Source organism: Corynebacterium sp. HMSC05D08 (assembly GCF_001807215.1).
Classification (GTDB): Bacteria; Actinomycetota; Actinomycetes; order Mycobacteriales; family Mycobacteriaceae; genus Corynebacterium; species Corynebacterium striatum.
Window position 1 is genome coordinate 1 of the sequence record NZ_KV788306.1, and the last position, 16,180, is coordinate 16,180.

Annotated in this window: 16 protein-coding genes and 3 pseudogenes; 11 read left to right on the forward strand and 8 right to left on the reverse strand. The window is 54.2% G+C overall.

What is annotated here, in order from left to right:
* Positions 1-319, reverse strand: a pseudogene (locus HMPREF3148_RS02640) (hypothetical protein); the annotation flags it as partial.
* A 96-nt stretch (positions 320-415) separates the two neighbouring features.
* Between HMPREF3148_RS02640 and HMPREF3148_RS02645 the strand changes: the two are divergent.
* From HMPREF3148_RS02645 to HMPREF3148_RS02655, 4 genes and pseudogenes are all read left to right on the forward strand, one after another.
* Positions 416-754: pseudogene (locus tag HMPREF3148_RS02645) on the forward strand (integrase core domain-containing protein); the annotation flags it as partial.
* A gap of 344 nt (positions 755-1,098) precedes the next feature.
* Entirely contained in the window at positions 1,099-2,160 is a 1,062-nt protein-coding gene (locus HMPREF3148_RS02650) for a DUF3800 domain-containing protein (protein ID WP_049063188.1), read from the forward strand.
* 107 nt (positions 2,161-2,267) lie between these two features.
* Positions 2,268-2,441 (forward strand): DeoR family transcriptional regulator, encoded by a 174-nt coding sequence (locus HMPREF3148_RS13965; protein WP_239658605.1) that lies wholly within the window; start codon positions 2,268-2,270, stop codon positions 2,439-2,441.
* 72 nt (positions 2,442-2,513) lie between these two features.
* Positions 2,514-3,076, forward strand: a pseudogene (locus HMPREF3148_RS02655) (DeoR/GlpR family DNA-binding transcription regulator).
* 3 nt (positions 3,077-3,079) lie between these two features.
* Here HMPREF3148_RS02655 and HMPREF3148_RS02660 read toward each other — a convergent pair.
* The 4 genes from HMPREF3148_RS02660 to HMPREF3148_RS02675 all read right to left on the reverse strand — a co-directional run bounded on the left by HMPREF3148_RS02660 (position 3,080) and on the right by HMPREF3148_RS02675 (position 10,017).
* On the reverse strand, positions 3,080-3,379 hold the full coding sequence (locus tag HMPREF3148_RS02660; protein ID WP_049063638.1) for a YrhK family protein: 300 nt from the start codon (positions 3,377-3,379) through the stop codon (positions 3,080-3,082).
* 173 nt (positions 3,380-3,552) lie between these two features.
* Positions 3,553-6,219 carry a DEAD/DEAH box helicase gene (locus tag HMPREF3148_RS02665; protein ID WP_049152370.1) on the reverse strand — a complete coding sequence of 889 codons (2,667 nt, stop codon included), beginning with the start codon at positions 6,217-6,219 and terminating at the stop codon, positions 3,553-3,555.
* Positions 6,209-7,186 (reverse strand): HamA C-terminal domain-containing protein, encoded by a 978-nt coding sequence (locus HMPREF3148_RS02670; RefSeq protein WP_049063634.1) that lies wholly within the window; start codon positions 7,184-7,186, stop codon positions 6,209-6,211. Before HMPREF3148_RS02670 ends, HMPREF3148_RS02665 begins: the two co-directional genes overlap by 11 nt.
* 566 nt (positions 7,187-7,752) lie before the next feature.
* The gene (locus HMPREF3148_RS02675; protein ID WP_065420419.1) at positions 7,753-10,017 is read right to left on the reverse strand and encodes a DEAD/DEAH box helicase; all 2,265 of its coding nucleotides are present in this window, start codon (positions 10,015-10,017) and stop codon (positions 7,753-7,755) included.
* A 220-nt stretch (positions 10,018-10,237) separates the two neighbouring features.
* On the opposite strand from HMPREF3148_RS02675, the gene HMPREF3148_RS14215 reads away from it, so the two are divergent.
* The 6 genes from HMPREF3148_RS14215 (at position 10,238) to HMPREF3148_RS02695 (ending at position 13,870) form a co-directional block, all read left to right on the forward strand.
* On the forward strand, positions 10,238-10,480 hold the full coding sequence (locus tag HMPREF3148_RS14215) for a PIN domain-containing protein (protein ID WP_338131738.1): 243 nt from the start codon (positions 10,238-10,240) through the stop codon (positions 10,478-10,480).
* A gap of 409 nt (positions 10,481-10,889) precedes the next feature.
* Positions 10,890-11,459, forward strand: coding sequence for an FAD-dependent monooxygenase (locus HMPREF3148_RS02680; RefSeq protein ID WP_236081509.1), 570 nt, complete (start codon positions 10,890-10,892; stop codon positions 11,457-11,459).
* A gap of 58 nt (positions 11,460-11,517) precedes the next feature.
* On the forward strand, positions 11,518-12,654 hold the full coding sequence (locus tag HMPREF3148_RS02685) for an AAA family ATPase (protein ID WP_049064472.1): 1,137 nt from the start codon (positions 11,518-11,520) through the stop codon (positions 12,652-12,654).
* The gene (locus HMPREF3148_RS02690) at positions 12,654-13,328 is read left to right on the forward strand and encodes a DUF4276 family protein (RefSeq protein WP_049064470.1); all 675 of its coding nucleotides are present in this window, start codon (positions 12,654-12,656) and stop codon (positions 13,326-13,328) included. Before HMPREF3148_RS02685 ends, HMPREF3148_RS02690 begins: the two co-directional genes overlap by 1 nt.
* A gap of 8 nt (positions 13,329-13,336) precedes the next feature.
* Positions 13,337-13,489 (forward strand): hypothetical protein, encoded by a 153-nt coding sequence (locus HMPREF3148_RS13635; protein ID WP_157801692.1) that lies wholly within the window; start codon positions 13,337-13,339, stop codon positions 13,487-13,489.
* A gap of 159 nt (positions 13,490-13,648) precedes the next feature.
* A complete protein-coding gene (locus HMPREF3148_RS02695; RefSeq protein ID WP_049064468.1) occupies positions 13,649-13,870 on the forward strand; it encodes a hypothetical protein in 222 nt (73 codons plus the stop codon).
* A 20-nt stretch (positions 13,871-13,890) separates the two neighbouring features.
* Here the strand turns inward: HMPREF3148_RS02695 and HMPREF3148_RS14105 are convergent, their stop codons facing one another.
* Positions 13,891-14,166 carry an HNH endonuclease gene (locus HMPREF3148_RS14105; RefSeq protein WP_080969970.1) on the reverse strand — a complete coding sequence of 92 codons (276 nt, stop codon included), beginning with the start codon at positions 14,164-14,166 and terminating at the stop codon, positions 13,891-13,893.
* A 70-nt stretch (positions 14,167-14,236) separates the two neighbouring features.
* On the opposite strand from HMPREF3148_RS14105, the gene HMPREF3148_RS02700 reads away from it, so the two are divergent.
* Positions 14,237-14,512: a hypothetical protein gene (locus HMPREF3148_RS02700; protein ID WP_049064466.1), complete on the forward strand. Its 276-nt coding sequence runs from the start codon at positions 14,237-14,239 to the stop codon at positions 14,510-14,512.
* A 186-nt stretch (positions 14,513-14,698) separates the two neighbouring features.
* Here HMPREF3148_RS02700 and HMPREF3148_RS02705 read toward each other — a convergent pair whose 3' ends face one another.
* On the reverse strand, positions 14,699-15,829 hold the full coding sequence (locus tag HMPREF3148_RS02705; protein WP_236081507.1) for a DUF3322 domain-containing protein: 1,131 nt from the start codon (positions 15,827-15,829) through the stop codon (positions 14,699-14,701).
* Positions 15,822-16,180 (reverse strand): SbcC/MukB-like Walker B domain-containing protein (locus HMPREF3148_RS13975; RefSeq protein WP_305764320.1); only part of this gene is annotated, 359 nt, incomplete at its 5' end. The genes HMPREF3148_RS02705 and HMPREF3148_RS13975, both read right to left, overlap by 8 nt.

Here is a 16,180-nt window from a genome sequence, read left to right on the forward strand (position 1 = left end):
AAATAGGGTGTCCACTAAACGAGGGTAACCTCACTCGGTGTTTGGCAGCGAGAGCGTAGTTGACCTTCTTGTTCGGGGTGGAAAGATCGAAATAGCGGTTGCGCTTAATGGCGATTTCGCCGTCAACAGCGCGTTTGGCTTTTGCGACTTGCTCTTTGATTCCGCGCAGGCCGCGTCTGGCCCGATCATAGGAGTACTGGAAGTGGGTCACCGTATTCGGGGTTGTGTGTTTGCGCGCATCGCTTGCCGAGGCTTGTGTCCAGATCTGGCCGTGGGCGTAGGCTTCACCAGGGATTTCCCGCCGCCAGGTTTCAATCACCTCAGGCACGGTGGGGTTTCACCGACAAAATGTAGTGCAGACCTGCATCTATCAATGCTTGCTTGTTCGGAGCGTCAAGTTGTTTGTGTGTGGGGCTTGATTGACCATTCAGACCACGGCTCACACTATGTGAGCATCGTCTACAACGAGCGCCGGGCTGAGCACGGAATTACGGCGTCGACCGGCACTGTTGGTGATTCTTACGACAATGCTCTGGCGGAGAATGTCAACGGTTCCTACAAGAATGAGCTGATTCATAGGCGCTCGTGGGCCGACGTGGTCGACGTGGAAATCGCGACGTTCGAGTGGGTGAATTGGTGGAACGAGGCAAGGCTCCACCAGAGCCTGGGCTACCGCACGCCGGCTGAAGTCGAAGCCGAATTTTGGGAACACCACCCAAGTCAAGAAATGATGGAAATCAAGGCACATGCCTAGGGACAAAACCCGGGGCACTTCACAGCCAGGGCTGGATGTATCTAGCGACGGTCATTGATCCCCGTCGGCGGCGCCCCAGACACGACGCTTCCGCTCTCGCCGACCGAAAAGAGAGTGCAATAGCACAGACAGCACGTAAGAACCTCAAGACTTAAGTGCCGTGGCCCCGTCCGATTTAGCGCCCTGCCCCGGACATGAGTTACCGCGATATGCAACAGCCGGAGCGGCCGGTAGCGCCACCCCACCCTCTTGAAACGAGACCACCAAAACCCAAGCGTCCTGTTCAGGTTATACTGAACGGTCAACTTGCTTCCGGGACCAAACCCCAGTAAGCTTACAGACGAGTGGCGGCGTTGCAACACACGTTTCGCGCTAATTCCGGTGGCCAAATCGCTTTAAGCGATTTGGCCACTGAGCATATCACGAGGACGCTCATGCTTATTGCTTATCTCGACGAATTTGGGCACCAAGGCCCCTACATCCGCCACGATCATCCGAAGTTCAACACTCATCCTTGTTTTGGCTACGCAGGATACATTTTGCCTGCTGAGAACGTCCGCAAGATGGGCGGCTATTTCAAATATATTAAGGAAAATCTCCTCGCCTGGGAGCTGTCACAATCAGAAGTTCCTGCAGATCGGTGGGAAAAGAAGGGTTCCGCGCTTCTCACGTCCAATAATTTTCGAAACTATGAGGACGAGATAGTGCCGGCTCTGCGCCGCATCTATGGCAAACTCGGGCAGCTCGAGGGACAACTCTTCTTTTACGGACAGCAGAAGCCGGTCGGTCCCGTAAGCGAAACCCACGAGACGTCGCAGGACCGGGAAAGCCACTGCTTGATCCAAGCAATCAACCGACTAGGAACGATTGCTCACGATCGTAACGAGAAGATGCTTGTCATCATGGACGCGAAAGATACGGATAACCGCGAACGCGCCGTTGCGACTTTGGGCGCCACGATTTACACGCGTAACAATTCGACAAACAAAAGCATTATCGAAGTACCCCTCCAAACTGAGAGCCATCTCTACAACACCGTGCAGCTCGCGGATTGGACGTGTGCTCTACTCGGACGATTGACGGATTATCATTTCGCTGAGTATTCGGACTTTTCGTGGGCCGTCGATGTCGGCCGCGACATTTTCAATCGTGCTAAGCCAACGGAAAACTCAATCATCTGGTCAAACGCCACATCGATGCATTCTCGTTGTTTTCCCAATGGGCTCGTCGTGGCACAACGCTTTTGGGAAAAGGAGCAGCGCAAAGAAGCCCGAGACGCCAGAAAAAAGGAAAAGAACTCCCAGATGTTTCAACGGCTTATCGACGCTGGCTCTGACGAGCTCAAAGCCAAGCTGGAACAAATCCGCCATGGCTCACCCGATACCAACGACGATAGAAAACCATAGGGTGACCACAGTTTCGTGGTAGCGGGTCTTTGGCAAGAGCCCTAGGCAACGATTGGTTCAACCCGCCCACTCCCTTTTCCAGCAATTCGCTAGACATATCCCTGGCGATGGACTCCAAGTCCAATGAAACGCTCAAGAATGGGCGCATGGAACGCGAAAGTCGACATAAAGTGATCATGCGTGCGATCGATCGGCCGGGGGAAACGCGCATCCGGAACCTGGCGGAGCTCACTGGAGTGGCGGCGGTAACGATCCGCAGGGACCTTGCTGAGTTGGAATAGCTTGGGTTGCTCGTGAGCACACATGGTGGGGCGCGCCGGGTCGAGCGGCGCGGGACGCCTAAGCCTTTCAGAGTGCGGCAGGCAGAAGACCCGGAGGCGAAGGCGGCGATTGCGCGGACGGCATCGGAGTTAATTGGCGATGACGACGCGGTCATTTTTGACAACGGCACGACGGCGCAAGCCATTGCACAGCGGCTGGCTGGCCGGCCCATTACGGCGATGTGTCTGAGCCTGCATTCCGCGGCGGCACTCGGTACGAAGCCGGGAGCGAATATCTTTGTGCCGGGTGGGGAGGTCGAACCGGACACGCTGGCGTTGCCCAGCGTCGCGGTGGCGAGCGCCTTGCGGGAATTTCGCGCAGACGTGGTGGTGCTGGGGCGTGTTCGACGTCGCTGGAACACGGGCTGGCGACGACGACGTATGACGATGCGGAGAATAAACGCACAGCGATGCGCGCGGCCACGCGACGCATCTTGGCCGTGGCGCCGCGCAAGCTCAATCACGTCTCGACGTTTCGATTTGGCGATATCGAGGATCTGCATCAGCTGGTCACGACCACGGACGCGCCAGCGGAGCTCCTCGCGCAGATTCGCGACCTTGGGGCGCAGGTCATTACTGCGCCCGCGGGTAAGTAAGGCTTAGAAGTAGGAGCCTTCCTCGTCCGTGTCATCGCGGTCGGCGCCGATCTTTTGCAGGTACATGCGGCGGCGTAAGCGGATGGCGGCGCGGGCGGCCATGGCGAGGCTGTCCAGGAGGAAGAAGACGGTTCCTACGTTGGTGAGGCTGAACAAGAAGAGGAAGGAACCTGCAATAAAGACCACGGAGATGGCGATATCGACGGCGATGGAGGCCGTCTCAAAGCGGTTGCGGATAACGAATTCATTGTGGCGGCCAAGTGAGACCTTTAGGTCGGGGTCGCGGTCCTGAGTATTAGACATTGGGCTGTGTCAGAGTTGAGTTTCCAGATGGGTGCCCTCCGCAAACATACGTGTGTGGTGAGTGTACAGCTTGCTCTCCACGCGGTTGATGAGCTGAGCCGCATCGAGGCTTTTCTGACAGATCATTCCTAAACCGCCAAAAGTTTATTACACCTCTAGTGGGAGCGGTCGGCTTACGCTGCAAAAAGATCTTTGGTTTCTTGCTTCACAGGGGCGCTGAGGTGTTCATCAGAAATGATCCCTTGCACGTTGATGTCCAATATCGTACCGGTTTCACCAATTTCGAGGTAACCACTCCCTTTTTCCAGCAATTCGCTAGATATATCCCTGGAGAAGCCTGATTGCTGGAGCTCAATGGCGGTTTGACTAGTCGTGCCAAATTCGATGAGTACTGATAGGTCGAGGCCAGCTTTCTCCTCTCCAAAGACTTGGACACACAGGTCGTGATAATTCTTTAGGTAAGAAAGAATCCTAAACCCGACTCCATACTCAATATCGGTCATGGTCTCTTCAATCACATGGTTTACGTGCTCTTTCGACTCCAAATCAAATTCCTCATATCGGTAAGGGGACTGATGTTTCGGCGCGGGGAAGGCAGGAACTCGGATTTTTCCGACATTCTTATGGTGATAGAGCGCTGATTGAATCACTAATTTGATTGGGCGTCCGGTCATCCATTGAAAAACCAATTGTGCCCAGTAACGAAGACGTCGATTGTGTGACTCTTTGCTGGCACTCCTGCTGAACATCGCCCTAAACCCTCGCCCTTCACGCTGTTTCCAGTTGTAGAGGCGGGAAAGCTCAACCAACACTGCAAGAATAGAATCGAAAGATATCTCTTGCAGAGAGCTGATCACGACCGGATTCTCAAGTCGGCTGAGCTCACGCCGGACAATCTCTTGGAGCCCAGGATCGAACTCAGGAGATCGCTTCAAAATATCCAGGTTGACATGTAACTCATCACTAACCTTCTTGAGAGTTTCGTTGGCGTCGACTGCTCGATCATTAAATTTTTGTGTCAAAAGCGAGGGATGGTTACTTAGATTCTGGATCATCAGGATGGCAGCGTAGCGCTCGGCGATCTCGATTTCTGGAACGGACCTGCTCTTTGGCAGTGACTTACCGAGCAGCACCTTTTCCAAATCACGGTACCACTTAGTTTTCCGCTTGTTCGTATCCAGTAAGAAGCTTGATACCTTTTGAGGTGCACTAGGACGAATCTTCTCCTCCGGCTCGTTCCACTCCTCAGGCTTGATCCTCAGGCAAAAGACATTACCTTTGAAATCCTCCGTTAATCTTCCTGCTCTGCCAGCTAGATTCTCGAAGTCAATTTTTGAGATCACCTGACCACTACCGTGCTTATCTGTGAGAACGAAAATATTCTTGGCGGGTAGATTCACCCCTTCAAGCAAAGTGGAAGTACAGACGAGATAGTCTATGCCCGACTTTGGGTCCTTAAAGACTGCTTCAATCTCCTCGCGAATAGCCACAGGAAGTCGTCCATGGTGGAATGCAACCCCGCGCTCGAGGGCATCTACGAGGAAGTACTCGGGGTGTACTTCCTCTTTAATCTTGTCGATAAGCGCTTGGGTTCTTTGGCTCAACTTGAGCCCTTTCGGCGGCTGATATTCCAGCGCAAACTTGACTACCTTGTTGGGAGTGTTTACATACACCAGACTTTTATTGCCGTTAGCCCAGTATTTAATCGCGTCCCAATCGTTAAGTCCAAACCCATGCGTCAGGGGAACCTCTACAGGCGGTGCTTCTGATGACGACGGAAAGTAGAACGTCTTTTCTTCAAGCTGGTCTATGAAAAATCGCTGTTGAGTCACCGTTCGTTCGTGAACCAAGAGGCTACCCTCTGAGGATTTTCCAAACAGATCAAGAAACATCCCTGGGTTGCTAATACTCGGGGAAGAGAAAACCAATTTAGAAGCATATTTTCGAAGCGTCTGGTCAATTGCGTAATAGAAGAGTGGACTGCGAGAATCCTTCGGCGAAACAATCCGGTGTGCCTCGTCAACCACAAGCAATTCCACTTCTCTCCCCTGCGTGCTCAAGTACCGGATCAGTCGTTCTGGGGTGAAGACATAAATCGACGTCTGAAATTTTCGGAGCATCAACTGAGGCTGTACAGGGTGAATTGCCACATTAACGCCTTTTACGTCCTTCAACCCTCGTCGAAGATCTCGCGCGGTCTGGGAAACCAATGCGTTGGTCGGAACAACGAATACCGCGCACTTATTTTTAAAAGATTTGTTCGAAACCTCTGACCGAATGTAGTCCTTGATTACGAATGATTTACCTAGTGAAGTAGGACCTGAAAAACTATAGAAGTTGATATGTTTCAGATTTTGAGCGATTTCAAATTGAGCGTCGGTAAGTACGTGGCTGTCATCCGAGGTGCGCTGTACTAACTCCTTTATCTCTCGCCCGATTACGCGATCCGCTGGGATTGTATACTGAAGCTCCTCAACTGATCCCTCAAGTCTCTGCAATCCCGGAAAGTTTCCTAGTGCTGCAAGAATCGCAGCCGACATAGAGTCGAGCAGAGCGATTGATTTGGGATCGAGCTGGCTTAGCTCCTTTAATTCTTGAAACAGCGCGACGAGGTAGTATGCCTGGGTTCGATGAGATTCCTTGGAGGAATATGACAAGATATCTGCGAACCTCATTGCCGGAAAGAGCAGATCACCGTGGGATTCTACATTCTGATCATGAGACAGAATTGACTTTGCTACCGCATGCTCAAGGGTCGCTACAAGTTCTTTGAAATCTGATCGAGCAATGATACGGTCTCCCAGAAGAGTTGCAACGTTTGATTCGTTCTTAGGCGACATCTTCATTCTCCGAGATATAGCCAAACCGCAAACGACGCTGCATTGCCTTGCGAGAAACCGCTGCTCCCGTCTGCTGCCCATTCACAGTTCGTTTCAAGAACGGAATGGCGAAGATATGAAACGGGACTGCCCCAAATCCAAACTGTCTGATTTTATTCGTGATCAGAGGAATTTTGGATTCCATCGCTGCTTTTGCTCGAGCTAAAAACTCAGTTTCAATCTCGTCATCGGAGTGCTCTTCAAGCTCGTAATCATCGACATCAATATCAAAAGCAACAAAGACACCAAATGCTTGTTTGGGCGGAGACATCCCCGCTCCTAGCGGCGGGATCAGTAACTTCTCAAGATAATCTAGTTGCTGTTCCGAAACGCTCTCTCTCATCAGCTGCGGCGCGACTAGAGTCATGTCGTTTATAAAATTATTCATCGAAGCCTCATGCATTGACTCGAATGCATTCGAGATTGCTCGGCCTAGGTCTCCGTACATTTTTGATTCGCCGAAAATCAACTGGTAGTTCTTTTCGTCAGTTTTTAGGATGTGTAGCCCATCTGATCCGAAAACCGGCATTTCATTGCTTGTCTTCAACCCCATTTTGGACAACAGTTTTGGAGCGCCAGTTACTGCCTCCAAAAGTGCGTAAAGGAGCACTTCCCCGCCTTCACCATTGGTGTCATTGGGGCTCTGAAACTTCGCCCTAACTTTGTTTGTGACACTCATAGCAAACTTTGGGTCGCGTAGAAATTTATTCAACTCCTTACGTGACAAAACGTAGGATAAGCTGGCATCTGCCACCGCGTCGTAGAGTTGGTCGAGAATGAAGTTCCCGTTTTCGATTTTCATGACGGAGAGCTTGCATTTAGTACGTCTATTAACACAGAAATCGACTGGTTCGTAAAACAAGCCAAGAAATTCGTCACGGTTGACGATTGTCAAGTCGAGGTCTAATGGCTGGTTGGTCTTGGACACGCGATTTTGCCGATCATCTTTCTCCCCGCATTCATATTCGACTGCGAAAGCCGGGTTACATTCCTGTGATTATAACATCGTTAACAAATACATTGAGCGCGTGAAATTTTGCGCCTCATAGTGGCTATTGCGGGTCAAGTCCGTTGATGCGTTGTAAAAACCTTTCGAGTCTTTAGTTGCTATTTGTCGAGGTGTCATGTCAGTCTGCTTTACACTTTTCCGGTCTTACCGCGAAATCTTCCGATGGTGCATGCGCTACAACACCCGCAGACGGCACTCCTGGTGCAACCTTCTAGCCCCCGATACCTTCGAAGCACTCACATCAGCTGCACTGACCCAAGCAGCATAGCTAACCCCCGACGTGTCTACTATCCGGGGGTCAGGTCCGTTCCTTAAGTGCTTCAGCTGAATCCGAAAATTGTTTGATGAAAGACTCGCCTGAGCGACGTTTGTAGGTTATTACAAATTCAGCCACTGTGCTGCTCCGATTCATCTATATGTTCAACAAGGATTTCAGTTGTGCACGGCCCCTAATCTAGTAGGAATCGGCCATGCACGGGGAAGCCCTAAATATCATTGCGAGTGAATCCCTGCTTGGCAATGGTGGAGCTTCTCTTTCTGAAGGCTGCGGCAAGAGCAGGGACCTTTGCATCGAGAAAGTCATGCACGGTGGCAGAGATGTTCTCTTTGTCATCGGCATCGCGAGTGACTCGGCCAACCTGTTGGATGACAACGCCTCGAAAGCTTACTGGGGCGGCCAGCACAAGAGTATCCAACGCAGGAAGATCAATGCCTTCGCCGGCCACCTGGGACATGGCTAAAAGGACGAAATGCGGTGTTGCGGCAAGCTGTTCACGGACGGCTTGCCTCTCGCTTGCCTTTTGTCCGCCGTGTAGCTGAAGGACGGGGAAGGGGGCGTCGGTAAGCAGGGCGTTGAGGGTTGCGAGGTGTTCGCGACGTTTCACTAGGACGAGGACATTCTGCTCGTTCTGGGCAGCCTTTTGGATCGTGTCGGCGATGACGCGGTTACGGTGCTCATCCGCCGCCAGGGCGGTGTCGAGGTCGGGCCAGAACAGGTAAGGGGAGTCGTACGTGAACTCGGTGTTGTGGACTATGTAGTCGCGGCGTCCGGGGCGTTTGAGCTCGACGATATGGCGGATAGGGCCGCAAACGAGGGGAAGCAGCTTATCAAGACCGTCGGAGCGGTACGGTGTGGCGGTCATTCCGAGCATAAAGCGAACGTTGAGGTGTGCGAGGACGTTGGTTAAACCCGCAGCGCCGACTCGGTGGCATTCGTCAACGATGATGTGGCCATAGCCGGAAAGAAAATCTGTCTTGGAATCATTGCGGCTGATGGACTGAGCCGTGACAATGTCTATCTTTCCACTGAGCTTCTTCTTGGCGCCCGAGTATTGCCCAACCTGAACTTCCGGGAGGAACTGCTTGAGGGCTTGGCGCCACTGGGTAGCAAGCTCCCTGGATGGAACAATCACCGCAGTGGGAACTTGGCGCTGGGCGATGATCGCGCACGCCATGACGGTCTTTCCGGTACCGGGAGGAGCAATGAGCATTCCAGACTTGTGCTTGAGCATCTGTTTGACGGCGGAATGCTGGTAGGGGCGTAGTTCGCCGGCGAATGACGCATCGATGCGCTGAGGTTTCGGCGTACGTCCGCGACGTGTGACGGTATATCCGGCAGTCTTCAAGATGTCGACGACGTCATCGAGCGTGCCGCGGTCGAGCGTGAGGACTTGGTCCTTTTCATCAAAACGTACGATGATCCGTGGAGTACCGAAAGTGGAGAAACGCTGGGCCTGCTTTATATAAAACTGCGGGTTGGCAATAGCGCCTAGGTGCCGCAGGGCTGTACGAGTGGTGGCGTCGATGCCTGATAAATCGACGTGGACGTGTGAATCGTGCGTGACGTGGACTTTTCCGGAGGCCTTGAGCTTCTTTAGTTCTGCGCGGGTGGGTGCCTGAGGAAGGGACGTCTCGGGATCAGGCTGAAGCGCAGCGTAGATTCTCTTGAGCTCGGAAAGCGTCGCCTTCTTCGTTCTTGCCAAAGCCTCGAATTGGTCTGGCAAAGGATGAAAATCACTGTCGACAAAGATGGTTGTGCCTTCGGATCGATGGTGGCCTGCTAATGGGAGGGCAATCAGATTGCCGAAACCACGGCCTTTCGCCGGCAGTGTGTCTTGAGATGGAAAGAACCGATCGAAACTGGAGAAGTAGGAATCCGGGCTAGCCTTGGCAAGAAGCCCGATGCCTACAGAACGAGCGAGGCCGGCAGGAATAGGTTCGCCGAAGAATACCCAGACGTGGGCTCCGTTCCCAGAGCGCGATACTTCAATGAGTGGATCGAGGCCGTGGTTCTTGCATTCTTCCGCGTAGGCGCGGGCGGCTTGCTTGAAGTCGTCCTCGTCAAAATCGCAGACCAACAGCCGGCAACTATCATCTATGCACAGTGGATAAAGACCGACGTGGAAGCGGTTGTCTCGGCGAAGGTGTCCTTCGATCACCTTCGGTGTTAGGGGCTTTAGGTCGGGATTTCTTCGGTCATAGTAGCCATTGCTGGCCGGGTACCAGGCCTTCTTTCCCGCAGTACTTTTAGCCACTGCGTAGACGTCTGTCCGCCCTGTGAAGTAATCCATGAAGAGTGCGATTTTCTCCTCCGGTGAGCGCCTTTCAGTATGAACGGTTGCCGGCGGCGGTGTATCTGCGGTACTAGGGCGCGAAGGGGTATGACCGAGGGTCTGCAGTAGTTGGACTACCTGGGACTCCAATTCGCTAACGCGAGTCTCAAGCGCTCGGAGGCGTTCCTGTTCAGTCATGGTGTGTGTTCCTTGTGCGTTGGAACTAGTTTATCGGATGGTGTGCGGCTAAGAGCCTTGTCGGCTTGGTGTTGTATTGCTTAGAATAAGCGCACGACGAGCCGGTTACCGGAACGTTGTCGCCTGGAGCCGCGATGGCTCCAGAGATTTTTGGACGGCCTTCCGGAGCGCGCAGTGATGGAGCGGGTTCTTTAACCGAGAAGCATGAGCGTCGCAGGACGTGCTCGCGGAGACTACGCGGGCCTTGCGGCGGAAATATCCATTTGCTCCCGGAAGAATAATTGATCACCGCATCACGAAAATTAGTGCTGTGGTGGAAGAGATCATTCAGGACTTTCCTGGCGAGCTGCCTTTCGATGGTATGGACCGCGACGACTACCACGTTCATGCGGCCGCTGTTGCTTCGCATGCCGACATCATCCTTACAAATAACTCGTCTTCGATTAATTCACGAGGTGCTTAGTTATCGGCACTGAAAACCGCAGAATCAGCAAGGAATTGCAACGGGCGTTGATACTGGCTTCCATATGCTGGGTTGGGCCTAGCGGCACTCCTTGCACCAAGACTGATTCCGGATGATGCCGTCTCCCATATTTCTATAGCCGAACTCTGACAGTGGCTTAGTGCTGTGACAGTTGGGGCATTCGCGTAGGGGTTCGTGGCCGTCGTATCCGGTCGCTTGAATATGGACGCTGATCGATTGATCGTTATTGGTCGGCGACATAGGGCTCTTTCATTGACGGAATAGGGGTCGTATTCATTTTACTCTTGATATGGCGGTCTCTTTGTAACGTTCAGTACCCCAACACACCCTGTGACCCGCGTCACGATTGTGTGCTGTAGTGGTGTCATGCGCGGCGAGGGGCGCCGCGGTGATTCACGGAGGAGCGTTGATGACTACTGCACGCGTGGTGGAGACGGACATGGTGATTGCCGGCATGGGGCCCACGGTCCTGGTGATGGCGAACCTGCTGGGCAAGCAGGGGATTCGGGTGGAGGTCATCGACAAGCGGGACCGGCTCATTGATTACCCGCGCGGGGTGGGCATGGACGATGAGTCGTACCGGACGGTGCAGGCGATGGGGCTGCTCGACGAGTTTGAGACTTTTACCATTCCGCATCATGTGATGCGCATCGTCAATGGACACGGCGAGCTCATCATGAAGAATGGCCCGCAGGGCCGGCCCTTTGGACACGCGCGGAAGTTCGGGTTCATCCAGCCGCTGGTGGATAACGCGATGTACGAGGGGGTGGCGCGGTACGAGTGCGTGAATGCGACGTTTGGGCGGGAGTTGGTGGAGCTCGTCGACCACGGCGCGGGTAAGGGTATTACGGCGACGGTGGCGCACGTGACCGGCGAGGACGGCGAGGAGCGCACCGGCGAGACCACGGTCATTAGGGCGAAGTACCTGGTGGGCGCGGAGGGGGTCAAGTCCTTTTGAGTGGTGTTTAGCCCACGGTGACGCGCCCGGCGGGGAACAAGATTGTATTGTTTCCTGTATGAGCACCATTCAGCCAATTGAGTACGTCGCCGTTAAAGGCTTTGCGTCCATCAAGGACGTAAAGCTCACCTTGGCACCGGACGTGACAGTTCTTATCGGTGCAAACGGTGCAGGCAAATCCAACATCATCCGAAGTTTTGAACTGATGGCCCACATCATGAAGAGTCGACTTCAAAATTATGTGCTCGCACGTGGCGGGATAAATAATCTCCTCCACGTTGGACCACAAGGGCGTGATTCAGCTCTTTCCTTGAATGTGCAGTTCAGCCCCAACGATGCCGACACATCAAATGGATATATTGCGCGTCTCAGGAGCACAGATGAGGATAGCGCTTTTCTCGAGGAGTGGTTGACCTTCCACGACCGCAAGAAGTATACGGCGCCGTACGATAGCCCGCTGCCGGCTGGAACTGAGACTGCTTTAGAGAAACTCAGCGGTAAGGAGAAGCGCTTTGCTGAATATGTTCGCCCACTTCTTGCCGGTATTCGGGTATTTCACTTCGACGATGTCGGGTCCCAGGCCCCACCGAAAACCTTTTCTTCGGTGGCCGACAACTTAAGTCTTCATCCCGATGCTGGCAATATAGCTGCGTACCTTCTGCGGCTAAAGGACGAGCTTCCTGATGACTACTTTGAGATTGTCTCGGCAATACGCAACGTGGCTCCTTTTTTTGATGACTTCGTCTTGGTCCCGGAAGGAGCCTCTCAAGACAACGTGCGTTTGAGGTGGGCACAGAAAAACCTTGATACGGTTTTTAATGCTGCACAGCTTAGCGATGGCACACTGAGATTTATCTGCCTGGCAACGCTGTTGCTTTCGCCAGGTAGACCACAATGCATTGTTCTCGATGAGCCTGAGTTGGGTTTGCATCCACACGCAATTGTGCAGTTGGCGGCACTGTTACGCAAGGCTGCCCATGCTGGCCGTCAATGCGTGGTCGCTACGCAGTCGGCCCTCCTTCTCGATGAATTCTCCGTGCACAACGTGGCGGTGCTCACTAGGAACAACGGAGAAACCCAAGTGGTTTCTCCATCTGAAGATCAGCTGGAAGCGTTCTTGAGTGATTACACCCTAGGGGAGATGTGGCGGATGAACTTATTGGGCGGAAATCTACGATACGAGGAAGCTCTGTAATGATGTCTGTGCGTCACTTGATTGTAGAGGGACAGACTGAACAGCAGTTTGCCCAGCGTATTTTGGTTCCGCTTGCGGACTCTAAAGGCATCTATGTAGTCACGAATCCTCCAAAGACAGGCACAAACAAACGTGGCATCAGCGCTCGTGGTGGAGGCGCGTGGAAGCACATGGTGGATCCTGCGCGAAATTTCTTAAAGAACCCAGGGATAGACAAAGTAGGTGTTCTCTTCGATGTCTATGGGTCAGAATTCCAGAAGAAGCACTCTGAGCTTGCTGGCCCCGAACTTCGGAATGCGGTGAAAAGTGACGCAACGGAATCGATCCTCAAAGATCTTGACGTTGACGAGAGCAGATTAGTGGTTGGCCCCGTCCTCTATGAGTTTGAGACACTCGTGATTGCGGCACTGGCCTCTGGAAACACTAGGGAAAAGCCCACTGTCGTCCGAGAAGCGCGAGCAGCTTTAAAGAAGGCGCACGGTGATGTCGAAGCTATTAATGGGTCGGTATCAACGTCACCATCTCATCGTGTTGCTAAGTGGTGGGAAGACAGCCTAGGCAAGCGTTATGAAAAACATATTGATGGACCACGAATACTCAATGAGGTCCCGTGGCCTGTCGTGAAGAAAGCATGCCCCACCTTTGCGCAGTGGGTGGATGCGTTTCTTGATTAGGAGTCCGGTTGGACGCTTTTCGCTACGGTGCGGTTAATGCGCCAGTCAGCGTGGCCTTCACTGAAGCCGGAGAAGTAAAACTCGAAGGTGAGGTCATCGCCGCTGCCGTGCGGGACGAGGGCGGACTTGTAGAGGTTGGGGTAGCCGGACTCTTCATGTGAAATGATTGGCGTGTCTGAGCACTTCCAATCGATGCCGTTTTGGAGCGAAGTAGGTACAGGTTGCCCCTCTGGACAGTTTGAGCATGCTTTGGTCTAGCATTGAATAAGTAATAGGAGTCGTGTTACATTGTCGCCGCTGCGGGAGAAGAAAGAGTATCTATGTCAACGATCTACACCACCAATGAGTGGAAGGGCTACGGCAAGCAGAACTACTACTGGAACGAGTATCGGCTCGAGGGCGGCACTGTCTACAAGTACAAGTGCAACCGATTCAAGTTCTTCGACGGTCATGAGAACAACTGGGAACGCGACGAAAAACTTGTCGAGTCATGGAACGTTGACGATCCGAGCATGCCCGAGTGGCTTAAGGGCTACCTATAACAATATGTTCCCCGATCCCGCTACCGATCTCCGTCGAGAGCAGAGATTCGTGAGTGGCAGGGCTTGAACAAGGCCACGAGATTGGTGAAATCGTGGCTTCCTCCGAGTGAGAGTGGGAGCACGCGGTGGACTTCCTGGGTTGGGGTGAGCCGTCCTTCTTTCTGACACTGCTCGCATACTGGATGGAGTGCTACGTAGCGGGCACGTATCTTGCGCCACTGACGTCCATGGCGTCGGTTGATCTCCGGATCGCGCTGGTATGAAGTGCCCCGAATTTTGGAAGCAGACCCCGCCACAGGAAATAATAGAAATCAAGGCAGACGCCGAGGGACAAAACTCGGGGCACTTCAGTTTAAAGGCCGTGAGATGTACAGCCAGTTCAATCGATCAGTACACCACAATGTAGCCCGCCAAATTGAGATAGCGGTGTCAGCTGATATTGGAAGTCGTGGCAATGCAATTGAAACCTACGAAGTGGGCATCCGAACCGCTGTCGCGGTCGGCGCGGCAGCATTCAGCCTAAAGGAGTTCCCGCATCTGACAACTGCGACGACTTTGATGAAGCACCGTTACATCTGCCTGCTGACGTTTTTAAAAGTTGGACTGCGTACCTTGATCGGCTTGGTGATGGTGGCTTCGTAGATTGATGTTCGCTTCATCGAGATGATTGCCGGCTCATTACTGTGACACAGGCGTTGACTATCTCTGCGCTCTCTGGGCATAATTCTTAGCAGGAGCAGCCCTACATCACGTACAGCTGCTCGCCCCTCACCGGGGCTACTGGCAGGTGAGGGGCATTTTTCTAGCGCGGTTGGGGAGCCGGTGCTGCTACGGTGGCCCGAGTATTCCGTGAATTGCTGTACTCGCGTCCGCGAAGGGAATCCGCTCCTGCTCAATGCGCAGACGGCCCTGGGTGAAGAGCAGGCGGTAGGCGCGCTGCTCTTCGGTGGTGAGGTGGGTAAGCGTGGCGGAGCCGTCGCCGGGGTCGGGGACGGCTAGGTGCTGGAATTCGGTGACGGTGGTGGTGTCCATGAGTAGTGACGTCGTCTGGGGAAAGTGGGCTCGCACGGCGTTGAGGATGGCAAAGCCGGCGGCATCGAGGTCGCCCCAGTAGGTGATGTCGGCTTGGTGCAGCCAGCACAATGCGTGGAGTTGGCGGGCGGTGGTGCCGGAGCCGAGGAGGGCGATGGTGGGAGGGGAGGCGTCGGAAAGCGTGGGCAAGGCCAGGAAGGTTTGTTTGTTTTCGACGATGAGGACGCGGGGCGGGGTACCCGGGAAGAGTGTGGCGGCGTCGGCGAGGGGGATTTCGATATCGGAAAATGCTGGGGTGTGGTTGAGATAGCGCAGGCGCACGCGGGTGTCGTTGCGGCGCAGACCCAAGTCCGTGATGCCGAAGGGCGAGAGGAGTGTCAGGAGCAGGCGACGGTGGGTGCCTATCCATTTGCCGTCCACACCTTCGACTGGCACGGCGCGCTCCCACTCGCCGGACTGGGGGTTGGCGCGCAGCCAGGTCAGGCACGGCCCCAGGCAACGCAGGTCGTACGGGCTTAAGCCTTTCCACTGGTTGTAGGAGCGGTGGACGGTGTGGGTGAAGTCGGGTGAGTCCGGGAAGATGGCGGCAATGTTCGCCGCGCGCTGCCGGGCGGTGGAATACTCGCGTTCCAAGCCCGCAGCTGTGGCAATGCGTTCAGCGCCGTTGATTGTGATGCGGGTCGGGACGTTATTGGTGCCCAGACCCGCGCGCGACCAATTGCGGGAGGCGTAGATGATTTCCTCCTGGTGCGGCCAGCGCTGCCAGGCGCGGATGAAGTCTTGGGTGGTACCAATATCGCGGGCGGCGGCCGTGGCTGTCGGCGGGTGCAGGGGCCACGCCAGGTGCAGCGCATCCGGTTCGGACAGTGCTTCGGCAAAGTGATTGCGCAGGTACTTCGCCGCATGCACCTGCAGGTCTTTAGGCATCCGCATCGGCGGGCTCCTCGGGGCGGGGCTGTTCGGGCGCGGGGGTGGCGAGCGTGGAGGCATCGATAAGCGAATAGCCCGTGCGCGCCTGCGGGCGGCCGTTGATGATCGGCTCGTCGTAATTGACCACGATGGTGCCATCCACGTAGGGCGAGAGCGTCTGGATGAGCTTGAAAGGCGTGGCCAGAATCATGTGGAAACCAAAGGACGCAAAGACGGACATGGCAGTGCGGGTAAAGGTGGGATCGGCGCGGTCAAAGGCCTCATCCAAGATGATGGAGCCATAGGTGGGCACATCCTGGTCTGGCTCCGCCAGGCGGAAGCGCAGGGCCGCAGCCAGGCAGAAGAAGA